13 protein-coding genes are annotated in these 12,527 nt (G+C 39.2%); all 13 read left to right on the top strand.

Features of this window, described 5'->3' with window-relative positions:
* Positions 1-6: 6 nt before the first annotated feature.
* The 13 genes from def (at position 7) to I588_RS17720 (ending at position 12,523) form a co-directional block, all read left to right on the top strand.
* Complete coding sequence (gene def / locus I588_RS17780; protein WP_010758236.1) at positions 7-498, top strand: peptide deformylase; 492 nt, start codon at positions 7-9, stop codon at positions 496-498.
* Positions 491-1,432, top strand: a complete 942-nt coding sequence (gene fmt / locus I588_RS17775; protein WP_010758235.1) for a methionyl-tRNA formyltransferase — start codon at positions 491-493, stop codon at positions 1,430-1,432. Before def ends, fmt begins: the two co-directional genes overlap by 8 nt.
* Entirely contained in the window at positions 1,432-2,793 is a 1,362-nt protein-coding gene (rsmB, locus tag I588_RS17770; protein WP_010758234.1) for a 16S rRNA (cytosine(967)-C(5))-methyltransferase RsmB, read from the top strand. The genes fmt and rsmB overlap by 1 nt, the downstream gene beginning before the upstream one ends.
* A 12-nt stretch (positions 2,794-2,805) precedes the next feature.
* Positions 2,806-3,549 carry a Stp1/IreP family PP2C-type Ser/Thr phosphatase gene (locus tag I588_RS17765; protein WP_010758233.1) on the top strand — a complete coding sequence of 248 codons (744 nt, stop codon included), beginning with the start codon at positions 2,806-2,808 and terminating at the stop codon, positions 3,547-3,549.
* The gene (gene pknB, locus I588_RS17760; protein ID WP_010758232.1) at positions 3,546-5,711 is read left to right on the top strand and encodes a Stk1 family PASTA domain-containing Ser/Thr kinase; all 2,166 of its coding nucleotides are present in this window, start codon (positions 3,546-3,548) and stop codon (positions 5,709-5,711) included. Before I588_RS17765 ends, pknB begins: the two co-directional genes overlap by 4 nt.
* 110 nt (positions 5,712-5,821) lie before the next feature.
* Positions 5,822-6,703 carry a ribosome small subunit-dependent GTPase A gene (rsgA, locus tag I588_RS17755; RefSeq protein ID WP_034694084.1) on the top strand — a complete coding sequence of 294 codons (882 nt, stop codon included), beginning with the start codon at positions 5,822-5,824 and terminating at the stop codon, positions 6,701-6,703.
* Positions 6,704-6,728: 25 nt separating this feature from the next.
* Positions 6,729-7,379, top strand: coding sequence for a ribulose-phosphate 3-epimerase (gene rpe / locus I588_RS17750; protein ID WP_010758230.1), 651 nt, complete (start codon positions 6,729-6,731; stop codon positions 7,377-7,379).
* On the top strand, positions 7,379-8,017 hold the full coding sequence (locus I588_RS17745; RefSeq protein ID WP_010758229.1) for a thiamine diphosphokinase: 639 nt from the start codon (positions 7,379-7,381) through the stop codon (positions 8,015-8,017). Before rpe ends, I588_RS17745 begins: the two co-directional genes overlap by 1 nt.
* 153 nt (positions 8,018-8,170) lie before the next feature.
* Positions 8,171-9,031, top strand: a complete 861-nt coding sequence (gene mreC / locus I588_RS17740) for a rod shape-determining protein MreC (protein ID WP_010758228.1) — start codon at positions 8,171-8,173, stop codon at positions 9,029-9,031.
* Positions 9,028-9,552, top strand: coding sequence for a rod shape-determining protein MreD (mreD, locus tag I588_RS17735; protein WP_010758227.1), 525 nt, complete (start codon positions 9,028-9,030; stop codon positions 9,550-9,552). Before mreC ends, mreD begins: the two co-directional genes overlap by 4 nt.
* Positions 9,553-9,757: 205 nt before the next feature.
* Positions 9,758-11,152, top strand: a complete 1,395-nt coding sequence (locus I588_RS17730; RefSeq protein WP_010758226.1) for a C40 family peptidase — start codon at positions 9,758-9,760, stop codon at positions 11,150-11,152.
* Between the two features lie 64 nt (positions 11,153-11,216).
* A complete protein-coding gene (locus I588_RS17725) occupies positions 11,217-11,720 on the top strand; it encodes a VanZ family protein (RefSeq protein ID WP_010758225.1) in 504 nt (167 codons plus the stop codon).
* 80 nt (positions 11,721-11,800) lie between these two features.
* Positions 11,801-12,523, top strand: coding sequence for a YebC/PmpR family DNA-binding transcriptional regulator (locus I588_RS17720; RefSeq protein ID WP_010758224.1), 723 nt, complete (start codon positions 11,801-11,803; stop codon positions 12,521-12,523).
* Positions 12,524-12,527 lie beyond the last annotated feature (4 nt).

The following is a 12,527-nucleotide window of genomic DNA, read 5'->3' as shown; positions in this document are numbered from 1 at the left end:
GATACCATGCGCTACCCAATTTTGCTTTATCCTGACCACCGATTAACTCAATCGGCTCAGACAATTGAATATGTAACAGATGAACTTGTCCAACTGCTGGATGATATGTACGAGACAATGGTAGCCCATGATGGCATCGGGTTAGCTGCTCCTCAGATTGGGAAAAATTTGCGAATGGCTGTTGTAGAGATTGATGAGGGTGATCGTTTTGAATTAATCAATCCAATGATCATCGAAAAAAAAGGAACCACTATTGATGTAGAAGGATGCCTTTCTATTCCAGAAACCTATGGAACGGTTGAGCGAGCAGATGAAATTACTGTCCGCTATTATGATCGTGAAGGTGACGAAATGGAAGTAACAGCTTATGGCTATTTGGCTCGAGCATTTCAACATGAAATCGATCATCTCGATGGAAAACTTTTCATTGATCAAGTGATTGATCCAATTGCACCTGAAGATTTAGAACGGTATATGGAGGAACATGTCAATGACTAAAATTGTATTTATGGGAACGCCTGCTTTTTCAGTTCCTATTCTAGAAGGATTATTAGCCGAAAAGTATGAGATTGCTGCAGTAGTTACTCAACCAGACCGTCCAGTTGGTCGAAAAAGAACAATCACACCACCACCAGTAAAGGCTGCTGCTGTTGAACATGGTTTATTAGTTTTGCAACCTGAAAAAATCAGCGGATCACCAGAGATGGAGCAGATCGCTGAATTAGCTCCTGATTTAATTGTTACAGCAGCTTTTGGTCAGTTCTTACCTGAGAAACTGCTGCAAATTCCGCGATTAGGTGCTATCAATGTTCATGCATCTCTATTACCTAAATATCGTGGAGGAGCGCCGGTTCACTATGCCATTATGAACGGTGAAAAAGAAACTGGTGTAACGATTATGGAAATGATTAAGAAAATGGATGCTGGTGGCATTTTTAGTCAACGTAGTATTCCTATCACTAAACAAGATGATGTGGGAACTATGTTCGAAAAATTGAGTCTTGTTGGCAAGGAGCTGCTATTGGAAACATTACCTAAAATCATTTCTGGTAAATTGGCACCTGCTCCACAAAATGAAGAGGAAGTTTCTTTTTCTCCAAACATTACGAGAGAACAAGAGGCTATTGATTGGAACAAAACGGCAGAAGAAGTAGACAATCAGGTACGGGGAATGCATCCATGGCCGATTGCTTTTACTAATTATGAAACTGCACGTTGGAAAATTTTCAAAACGACACCGACAGATGAGGAAACGAAAGCTAAACCAGGAACAATTGTTTTGCGGACAAAAAAAGCTTTGCACATTGCTTGCGGACAAGGAACTGTTGTAGCAATTGAAGAATTACAGCCTGCTGGAAAAGGTAAGCAAACAGTTCAAGCTTTTCTTAACGGCAGCGGGCAGCAAGTTGCAGAAGGCCAGCAGGTGAACTAATGGCAAAAAAAATACCAAAACAATTAGTCCATTCTGTACGTTACACTGCTTTGGAGGCTATTGAGCGAATTAACCATGGCGGTGCTTATTCTAACTTGCTGTTGAACGAATTAATTAAGAAGAATCAAGTAGCGGATAAAGATACTGGCTTGTTAACTGAACTAGTCTATGGAACAGTCAGCCGCAAACGACTTTTAGCGTTTTATCTCACGCCATTTACAGCTCAAGCGAAGCGCATAGATAGCTGGGTTCAAAGTCTTTTAGAACTTTCTGTCTATCAATTGATTTTTTTGGATCGTGTGCCAGCTCATGCGATCCTAAATGAGGCAGTTGAGATTGCTAAAGCTAAAGGAAATCCAGGAATTGGCAAGTTTGTAAATGGCGTTTTACGTTCTTTGCAAAGAAAAGGAACACCGCCATTAACGGATATCCAGGATCAAATGGAACGTTTGGCGATTGAAATCAGCCTTCCTACATTTTTAACTGAAAAATTTGTACAGGAAATCGGAATCGAAGAGACCCGTAAATTAGGTCTTTCTTTGCTAGAACCAAGTCATGTCAGTGCACGAATTGATGTTCAAAGGATTAGTCGTGAATCAGCAATTGATCAATTAAAAGAAGAAGGAATTGAAGCAAGGTTGAGTGAGGTTTCTCCTTATGGCATTATTGCTGATAAGGGCTTTCTGGCAGGAAGTAAGCTTTACGAAGACGGTCTGCTGACTATTCAAGATGAAAGTTCTATGTTAGTAGCACAAATAATGGGTGTTAAGCCAGGTGAACAAATTTTAGATGCTTGTTCAGCACCGGGTGGGAAAACCACACACATGGCTGCTTTACTTGAGGGAAAAGGGAAGATTACTGCATTAGATATCCATGAACACAAATTAAAGCTAGTACAGGAAAATGCTGAACGGCTTCAAGTATCTGAAGTTATTGAAACTAAAGCGATGGATGCCCGGACAGTAGATGAGCATTTTGCCGCAGAGAGTTTTGATCGAATTCTGATTGATGCTCCTTGTTCTGGACTAGGATTAATGCGTCGAAAACCAGATATTAAGTATCAAAAAAGCCCTGAAGATTTTCGCCAGCTGCCGAAAATTCAGCGGGCAATTTTAGAAAGTTGCGCTTCAACATTAAAAAAAGGTGGCATCTTGGTCTATAGTACATGTACAATAACTTCTGAAGAAAACCAAAAAGTCATAGCAGCTTTTCTAAAAGAGCATCCAGAATTCGAAAAGGTTGAACTGGCTGTAAATAAAGTAGTGCAACCAGCTATTCAAGATAAAATGTTAGTATTATATCCGGAAATGCTGATGACTGACGGCTTTTTTATCTGCGCGATGCGCAAAAAAGACAAATGAGGTGGAACAAAATTGGAAATTCAATTTCAATCTGATATCGGTAGACGTCGCCAAATGAATCAAGATTATGCCAATGTCTTTGTGAATCAAGCGCAAAAGTCATTAGCAATCTTAGCTGATGGTATGGGCGGACATTTGGCAGGAGATGTAGCCAGCAAAATGGCTGTCAACGGTCTTGGCGCTGCTTGGGAAGCTTCAGACATTTCAGACAGTGAAAAAGTCGCGCAGTGGTTCATTCAGCAAATTCAAACAGAAAATCAAAAAATTTATCAAGAAGGTATTGAACATCCGGAAATGCAAGGCATGGGCACCACAGTGGTCAGTGCTGCTTTATTTGATGACAACTTTACTTTGGCTCATGTTGGTGACAGCCGTGCTTATTATGTCCATGATCACACGATACGTCAGTTGACCGATGATCATTCACTAGTCAATGAACTGGTTAAATCTGGCGAAATCACAGAGGAAATGGCTGCAGTTCATCCGCAAAAAAATGTATTGACTCGTTCTGTAGGAGTGTATGGAACTGTGGAAGTAGATGTTTCTCATCATACGTGTCATACAGATAGCTATTTGCTTCTGTGCTCGGATGGCTTAACTAATATGGTAAGTGAAGAAAGAATTTTAGCTATTATTGAGAGTGATCAGACTTTAGCAGAAAAGACTAGTCAATTAATCGCCGAAGCTAACGAGGCAGGCGGATCCGACAATATTACGGTGCTGTTAATCCATTTTGGGGAGGAGGTACCTGAATGATAGATATCGGAAAAATAATTAATGGTCGATATAAAGTCATCGCCAGTATCGGCAGTGGCGGAATGGCTAATGTGTTTTTAGCGCATGATTTAATTTTGGATCGGGATGTCGCCATTAAGGTACTACGCTTCAATTTCCAAAATGATCAAACTGCAATACGTCGTTTTCAAAGAGAAGCCTTAGCAGCTACTGAACTGGTTCATCCTAACATTGTCAGTGTATATGATGTTGGTGAAGAAGATGACATGCAATATTTAGTAATGGAATACGTTCGTGGTATGGATCTGAAACGATATATTCAAACTCACTACCCAATTCCTTATACTAAAATTGTTGATATCATGCAGCAAATTCTTTCTGCGGTTAGCTTAGCTCATGCTCATGGTATTATTCACCGTGATTTAAAGCCGCAAAATGTGTTAATTGACCAAGAAGGTGTCGTTAAAATCACCGATTTTGGAATTGCAATCGCTTTGTCTGAAACCTCATTGACACAAACTAACTCTTTATTAGGTTCGGTCCATTATTTATCGCCTGAACAAGCACGGGGAAGTATGGCAACAAAGCAATCAGATATCTATGCATTAGGAATTATCCTGTATGAAATGATGACTGGAAATGTTCCTTTTGACGGTGAGTCAGCTGTAACGATTGCTTTAAAGCATTTTCAAGATCCAATTCCTTCAGTGAAAGTATTTGATCCGCAGGCGCCTCAGTCGCTGGAAAACATTGTAATGAATGCGACTGCGAAAGATCCAGCTGATCGTTACAAAACAGCTGAAGAAATGTCAGAAGATTTGTCAACGGCTTTATCTCCGGGAAGAATCGATGAGCGTCCGTGGGAGCCAACAGCCATGAATGATGAAACGAAAGTTCTAACGCCAATTACAGACGAGCTTCCATCAGAGGAAGAACAGACGGAAATACCCAAGATGGTTAATAAACCAGTTGAACCGCCAAAGAAGAAAAAACGAAAAAAGTGGCCATGGATTTTACTAGCACTTTTAGTTTTGGCAGTGGGCGGATTTGCAGCATACATGTTTGCCAGTTCCAATCAAGAGACAGCTATCCCAGACGTGAAAAATATGACAGAAGCTGAAGCAAGGCAAACATTGCAAGAGGCAAAAATAAAGGTAGCCGAGCGCGCCGAGTCTATTCCTGATAGCGACGTTGAAGAAGGACATGTAGTTAAAACTGATCCTGAAGCGGGTACTATGATTCGCCGGAATCGGACTGTTCGCTTATATGTTAGTAGTGGTGTAGGCAAAGTTGAGCTGGACGATTACGCTGGGGAACAGATTAGTGATGTTCGAAAGGCTTTAAGAGATTTAGGTTTTTCTTCTAATCAAATTAAGGTGAATGAAGAATATGATGAGGAAGTCACCAAAGGCGCAGTTGTTAATCAAACACCAGCTAAAGGAACCGAAGTAGACCCTTCTCAAGATACGGTCACTTTTACTGTTTCTAAAGGACCTCAAACTTTTACATTAGGTGACTATTCTGATATGACTTATGAAGATGCGGAAGCGGCCTTACTAAATTTGGGAATCGATAGTAAACAAATTCAACGAATTAATGAAGAAAGTGAAACTGTAGCTGCTGGGGTAGTGATAAGTCAAGATCCTATTGCTGGCACTAGTGTGACCGGTGACACTCTAATAAAATTGCAAGTTAGTAAAGGTCCTGCTAAAGTGACGATTCCTAATTTGAATGGCAAAATGCAAGCTGAAGCGCAAAGTGAATTAGAAAGTGTAGGACTAGTTGTTACTGTCACCGAAGAATTTTCTGATAGTGTAGAAGCTGGGAAAGTAATTGGAACTTCTCCCACCAATGGTGAATCAGTGGATAGTGGTAGTACGGTTACTTTGAGAGTGTCAAAAGGTGCTGAAGTGAAGCAGCAAAACTTTAATGTAACAATTAATGCTAATTATAAGGGCAGCAATGAACAGCCTGAAACAATTACCGTATTAGTTAAAGATGCCAATAATAGTACTTTGACCAACAAGGCAACCTTCACTTTAGATGCTAGTACAACTTCTAATAGTCAAGCAGTACCTGTGACTATCAAGGAAGGGTCCGAAGCGACGATTCAGGTACAAAGAGATGGCGTGACGGTGGTAACTAGAAATGTAAACAGCGAAACGAGTATTAATGTTCCGTAATTTAAAAGATACCTTTTTCCAATTGGAAGAGGGTATCTTTTTTAGGTTTTTTTTACTAATATTTATTTGTTGGTTATGGTACAATGGTTGCGAGAGAAAATATCGAAGGAGTGAGGAATATCGAAGGACAAATTCGTAAAGCGTTAAGTGGTTTTTATTATGTATTTAGTGATGGTAAAATGCATCAGACCCGAGCTAGAGGAAACTTTCGTAAACGCGGGTTAACTCCATTAGTTGGTGATGAAGTGGTTTTTAGCAGTGAAGAGAACAGCGAGGGGTATGTATTGGAATTGTTACCTCGAAAAAATGAACTCATTCGTCCACCTGTAGCAAATGTTGATCTAGGAGTAGTAGTGACTAGTTTAGTTGAACCGAAATTTTCTTATAATCTGCTAGATCGATTTTTAGTGACGCTCGAAAGTAAGTCGATTGATCCCGTCATTTATCTTTCTAAAACAGATTTGACTAAAGACGAAGCAAAAGTTGCTGAAATTAAAGCTGTTTATGAACCATTAGGATACCCTGTAATTGCTGGTCTTACTGAAAAAAATCGTCTGACACAGTTATTCAGTGACAAATTGACTGTTTTTATGGGTCAATCTGGTGCAGGAAAATCCACCTTGCTAAATGAGTTAGCACCAGAATTACAATTGGCAACAGGTGAAATTTCTGAATCATTGGGAAGAGGAAAACATACGACCCGGCATGTAGAATTGCTGGAATTGTTTGATGGATTAGTTGCGGATACACCTGGTTTTAGTTCCATTGATTTTTTAGAATTATCAGCAGAAGAACTACCTAAAGATTTTCCGGAATTTCTGGCAGCTTCGCAGTACTGTCGTTTTCGTGAATGTCGTCATGTGAAAGAACCCGGCTGTGAAGTGAAAAAGCGACTAGAAGCAGGCGAAATTGTTCAATCGAGATACGATAATTACTTGCAGTTTTTGCAGGAAATCGAAAATCGTCGCCCCGTATACAAAAAGAAGAATTAATTATATGAAAAAGGAGAACAATAAGATGAAAATTGCCCCATCGATTTTAAGTGCAGACTTTGCACGCTTAGGTGAAGAAGTAAAAATGGTTGAAGCAGCAGGTGTAGATTACATTCATATTGATGTAATGGATGGAAATTTTGTGCCGAATATTACTTTTGGTCCGAGTGTAGTAGCCTCCTTGCGTCCAATCACTAAACTTCCTTTAGATGTTCATTTAATGATTGATGCACCAGAAAAGTATATTGCTGATTTTGCTAAGGCGGGGTCTGATATCATTATGGCCCATGTTGAAGCAACTCCCCATATCCACCGTGCAGTTCAAATGATCAAGCAAGAGGGAGTAAAAGCTGGAGTTGTGTTGAATCCTGGAACACCAATCGAGTCAATTAAGTATGTGTTGTCACAGGTCGATCAAATTTTGATTATGACGGTAAATCCTGGATTTGGCGGTCAATCGTTTATTGAAGAAACTGTGGCAAAAATAGCTGAACTAGATCAATTGCGAAAAGAAAATGGTTACCATTACGAAATTGAAGTCGATGGAGGAATTGTCCCTGAAACAGCTGCAAAATGTAAGGAAGCAGGGGCGGATGTATTTGTAGCAGGTTCATATATTTATGGTGCTGAAGATCCGGAAGCTAGAATACAAGCATTGAGGGAAGTCTTAAACTAATGAACATTTTATTAGTTGCTGGTGGAAGCCCGCAGCAATGGCCAGATTTTCAAAAGTCAGAGTATGATTTTTTTGTTGGTATAGATCGTGGAAATCTATATCTGTTAGAAGAAGGAATTCAACCAAATCTGGCAGTAGGGGATTTCGATTCTTTATCTGAGGAAGAACGGCAAGTTGTTTTTGAGTCAGTGGAAGAGCTATCTACATCGCCTGCTGAAAAAGATGATACTGATACACAGTTGGCATTAGTTAAGACTTTTGAGCGTTATCCAGATGCCGAAGTAACAATTATTGGCGCTACGGGAGGTCGTTTAGATCATCTATTAGCCAATATATGGTTAGGTGTAGAGCCTAGATTCCGCCCCTACCTTCAACAGTTTCGATTAAAAGATAGAACCAATACTGTTAGTTATTTAACCTCTGGAGAACATGTTGTAAGTAAAGAGTTGGGAATGAAGTATTTAGGGTATTGTTGCTTAACACCAATTTCCGAGCTAACGTTGAAGGATGTAAAATATCCGTTAGACAAAGTTGAAATTTTGCAGCCCACTAGTTTAGCTAGTAATGAGTTTTTACAAAATGAGGCAAAAGTCAGTTTTACCAGTGGGGTTATTGCAGTAATTCAAAGCCAAGATTAAGTAAATAGCGAGTCAGCAGAAAGCAAAAAATTGTAAATTGCACTGCTGGCTTTTTTAGTTGCTAAAATTCTCTAAAATCATACGTCGTTTCTTTTTTAAGCCATCGGTTAGTGGTAGAATTTAGAGTATCTTATTATGTCCCGAGGTGCCTTTGTGAGAAAATTTAATCCAAATAAAAATATTATTATTCTACTGATTTTAGTTATTATAGTTATTGCGACCATCTCGATCACCGCAGCAAGTCGTGCTCGTGAAGGCAGAACCAATATTGTACAATCTATGATCAATGATACTGTTGGTGTAGTGGATAAAGCCATTACGGCTCCTGGCCGCTGGATTGCCAATGGAACATCAGCAGTTTCTAATCTTATTAATACTTATGAAGAAAATGAACAGTTAAAAAGCAAGATTGATCAATACGATGAAGTAGCATTAGAAAACAAAAATCATGAAAAAGAAATCGAGCAGCTGAAACAAGAACTGGATTTGAATCAAACATTAACCAGTTTTCAAAAGGTAACGGCTAATGTAATTACACGTTCGCCAGATACGTGGCAAGATATGCTGATAGTTGATAAAGGTAGTGCAGATGGTATAGAAGGCAACATGGCAGTGATGTCTCAAAAGGGATTAATTGGTCGAGTTGTTGAAGTAAATACACACACTTCTAAGGTGGAATTACTCACTTCTGATAACAAAAGCACCAACCATTTTCCTTTGAAAATCACATCTGATTCTGGGAACTCTTTTGGGATCCTGACTAGCTATGATGAAAAGAAACAACAATTAGTCGCTACAAAAGTTACTGAAGAAAATGACATCAAAGAAGGAGATATTGTTCAAACTTCTGGATTAGGTGGAAATTCACCAGCGAATTTACCCGTGGGAACCGTTGCAGAGGTAAAAACAAACAGCTTTGGTGTAGAACGAGAAGTGTATATCAAACCTTATGCTCAAATGTACGACATCTCTGTTGTGACAATTGTACAGCGGATGGTGGAGGCTGGCGAATGATTGAAAAGGGTTATCTTAAATATATTGTTCCACCGTTATTGTTTATTATCATGCTGTTGGATGCCCATGTTAATCGTCTGTTCACTCATTTTTTCAACGACAGTTATCAAATGAATGCCCATGTAATGATTATAGTGTTGTTAGTCGTTTCTGAACTTTTGGATAAGCGATTTATGATTGGCACAATGTTGGTAGTAGGTATTCTTTATGATTTGTATTACATTGGTGTGATTGGTATTTATGCAGTGATTTTACCACTGACTGTTGCATTGATTTACTTATTTGGTAGAGTTATTCATCAAAGTTTACTGACCTTGTTCTTTTCGATGATTATTTTTGTGACATTCTTTGAGTTAGGGAGCACGCTGATTCAAATGGTTTTCCAACTTGCTCAAGTAGATAATCAGTTATTTGTTACTCGTTTTCTAGGACCAACTCTAGGCATGAATATTTTACTTTTTATTTTCTTGATTTTTCCAATACGAAAACTATTGGTTGAGAAAGGAAGCTATTCAGATTAAACAAATATAGTGTTGACAACAGGAGTCTAGTGCTCCTGTTTTTTTATGACAGGAACTCGGTCAAATTAGAGCGAAAATGAAATGGTTTTGTAACAATGCTATTATACGCATGACATACAGCTATGGTAAACTCATCAATGTGTTAGAAAAAAAGTCTAATAAAATTCATAAACTAAAAACGTAAAAGTAGTCGGAGGATATAAGAGTGAAAAAAAGTTTGTTATCAGCATTAATGGTATGTTCAGTAACATTAAGCGCACTAGCAGCTCCAGCCGCAGCTTCAGCCGATGAATTCGATAATAAAATTGCTGACCAGGATGCGAAAATTTCTAATTTACAAGATCAACAAGTAACAGCAGAATCTCAAATCGGTTCTTTAGAAAATGAAGTTGCTGCAATTAATACAAAGGCACAAGACCTATTAAATGAACAAACAACATTGCGTCAAAAATCAGAAGAATTACAAAAACAAATTAAAGCTTTGCAAGATCGAATTGAAAAGCGTTCAAAAGCAATTCAAGAACAAGCTCGTGACGTTCAAGTTAAACAAAGCACTTCAAATGTAATTGATGTTGTTTTAAATGCTGAATCATTCAGCGATGCTGTAGGTCGAGTACAAGCGATGAGTACCATCGTGAAAGCGAACAACGACTTAGTTGAACAACAAAAAGCTGATAAACAAGAAGTTGAACAAAAAGAAGCTGAAAATCAAAAACAAATTGAACAAATTGCTGCTAATCAAGCGCAATTAGAAGGTCAAAAAGGTGAATTAATCGCTAAACAGGCTGATCTAAATGTTCAAAAGGTTTCATTAGCTGCTGAACAAGCAACTGCTGAAAATGAAAAAGCTGCTTTGCAACAACAAAAAGCAGAAGCAGAAGCTGAACAAGCACGTATTCAAGAAGAAGCTCGTAAAGCTGCAGAAGCTCAGGCGGCTGCTCAAGCAGAAGCTGAAGCACAACGCAAAGCTGACGAAGAAGCTGCTAAACAAGCAGCAGAAACGGCTGCTTCAAGTGAAGCGGCAAGTTCTGAATCAAGTACAGTAGAATCAACAACTACTCCTTCGACTGAAGAACAAACAACTCAATCAAGTGTACAAGAAACACCAAATAGTTCAGAAACACCAGCACCAGCTCCTAATGAAAATGGAAACACTGGCGATACAGGAACACCTGCACCAGCACCAACTCCTGATCCAACGCCAGCACCAGTAGTTCCAACACCGACTCCAGCGCCAGCACCATCTGGTAATGGCTCGGCAATAGTAGCTGAAGCAATGAAACACATTGGCAAACCATATGTATGGGGTGCTAAAGGTCCTGAATCATTCGATTGTTCAGGATTTACCAGCTACGTATATCGTGTAGCTGCTGGACGTGAAATTGGTGGATGGACTGTTCCTCAAGAATCTGCTGGAACAACAATTTCAATCGATCAAGCACAACCAGGTGACTTGTTATTCTGGGGCAGCCATGGTGGAACTTACCATGTTGCGATTGCATTAGGTGGAGGACAATACGTTCACGCACCAGCACCAGGACAAACTGTTACAACTTCTTCATATGCATACTTCGCACCAAGTTTTGCGGTTCGTATGTAATCAATTAAAAATTATTGACCGGTACGAAGAAATTCGTACCGGTTTTTCTTTTGGAGGCCGAAAAATGAAGAAACACCGTAAAAATGGGAATTTATATTTAGCAATCGCATTTGTCATGATGATTATTTTGTTTATCAGTTCTTCTATGACATATGAGCAGCAAAGCCAGGTATCTTTGTTAGATCGGTTATTAAGCGGTGAGCCCTTTAAAAAGGCAATGTCTTCGATTTCTTTTACCTATGCGGGAAGTAAAGTAAGTATTTCAACATTAGGGTATTCAAAATTTATCGAATTTTTTATTCGAAAAGGAGCACATTTTGGGAGCTATTTTCTTTTGGGCGGTAGCTTATTTTTGGGATTGCAACCAAAGTTAAAACAAAAACAACTAGTACTAGCAGGATTTTTCGCCTGGTTTTCAGCGACAGGTTATGCTGCGATAGATGAATTTCATCAGATGTTAACAGGCGGAAGAACCCCGTTGTTTCAAGATGTTATGTTAGACTCTGCTGGGGCATTGACAGCTTGTTTGTTAATTATTCTTTACACTCAGGTGATGAAGAAACGGTAGTATTTCTTTTTCTTGACGAATAAATAGTTAAGGATGAAAATAATAGTAGTGCTTCAAAAAAAGTATTAGGAGGAGATCCCATGTCAGGACACAGTAAATGGCACAATATTCAAGGTCGAAAAAACGCACAAGATGCAAAACGAGGAAAAATCTTCCAAAAAATTTCTCGTGAGATTTATATGGCGGCCAAAGCTGGTGGCCCTGACCCGAGTATAAATCCAGCCTTGCGTTTAGTAATGGATAAGGCCAAAAGTGCGAATATGCCTAACGACAATGTAGCGCGTGCAATAAAAAAGGCGACTGCTTCTGGTGAAGGGGAACACTATGATGAGATTACTTATGAAGGGTACGGACCTGGTGGTGTAGCCATCTTGGTTCATGCGTTGACTGATAATCGTAATCGAACGGCAACGAATGTGCGTGTTGCATTTACCCGAAATGGTGGGAACCTAGGTGAGACAGGTTCAGTTAGTTATATGTTTGACCGACAAGGATATATTGCAATTGAACGTGAAGGATTGGCGCTAAGTGAGGATGAAATGCTCGAGAAAGTAATAGAAGCTGGTGGTGAAGATATGGAAACTTCACTGGAAGTTTTCGAGGTCTATACCGCGCCTGAAGATTTTACTATGGTTCGTGATCAACTTGAGACAGATGGATTTATTCTAGCTCAGGCGGAACTGACAATGGTTCCTCAAACAACAGTAAATTTAGACGAACAGCAAAAGGAACAGTTGGAGCGTCTAGTAGAAAAATTGGAAGATGACGATGATGTTTCAGAAGTATTTACTTCTGCTGAATAAATAA

The sequence above is a fragment of the Enterococcus pallens ATCC BAA-351 genome, assembly GCF_000407485.1.
In the GTDB taxonomy this organism is placed as follows: domain Bacteria; phylum Bacillota; class Bacilli; order Lactobacillales; family Enterococcaceae; genus Enterococcus_A; species Enterococcus_A pallens.
The sequence above is the reverse complement of the archived record's forward strand: the minus strand, read 5'-3'. Positions and strand labels throughout refer to the sequence as shown.

What these genes read in the sequence shown, in the direction of transcription:
- def (WP_010758236.1), top strand. Translation starts at nt 7, where the DNA reads ATGCGCTACCCAATTTTGCTTTATCCTGACCACCGATTAACTCAATCG.
- fmt (WP_010758235.1), top strand. Translation starts at nt 491, where the DNA reads ATGACTAAAATTGTATTTATGGGAACGCCTGCTTTTTCAGTTCCTATT.
- rsmB (WP_010758234.1), top strand. Translation starts at nt 1,432, where the DNA reads ATGGCAAAAAAAATACCAAAACAATTAGTCCATTCTGTACGTTACACT.
- pknB (WP_010758232.1), top strand. Translation starts at nt 3,546, where the DNA reads ATGATAGATATCGGAAAAATAATTAATGGTCGATATAAAGTCATCGCC.
- rpe (WP_010758230.1), top strand. Translation starts at nt 6,729, where the DNA reads ATGAAAATTGCCCCATCGATTTTAAGTGCAGACTTTGCACGCTTAGGT.
- I588_RS17745 (WP_010758229.1), top strand. Translation starts at nt 7,379, where the DNA reads ATGAACATTTTATTAGTTGCTGGTGGAAGCCCGCAGCAATGGCCAGAT.
- mreD (WP_010758227.1), top strand. Translation starts at nt 9,028, where the DNA reads ATGATTGAAAAGGGTTATCTTAAATATATTGTTCCACCGTTATTGTTT.
- I588_RS17725 (WP_010758225.1), top strand. Translation starts at nt 11,217, where the DNA reads ATGAAGAAACACCGTAAAAATGGGAATTTATATTTAGCAATCGCATTT.
- I588_RS17720 (WP_010758224.1), top strand. Translation starts at nt 11,801, where the DNA reads ATGTCAGGACACAGTAAATGGCACAATATTCAAGGTCGAAAAAACGCA.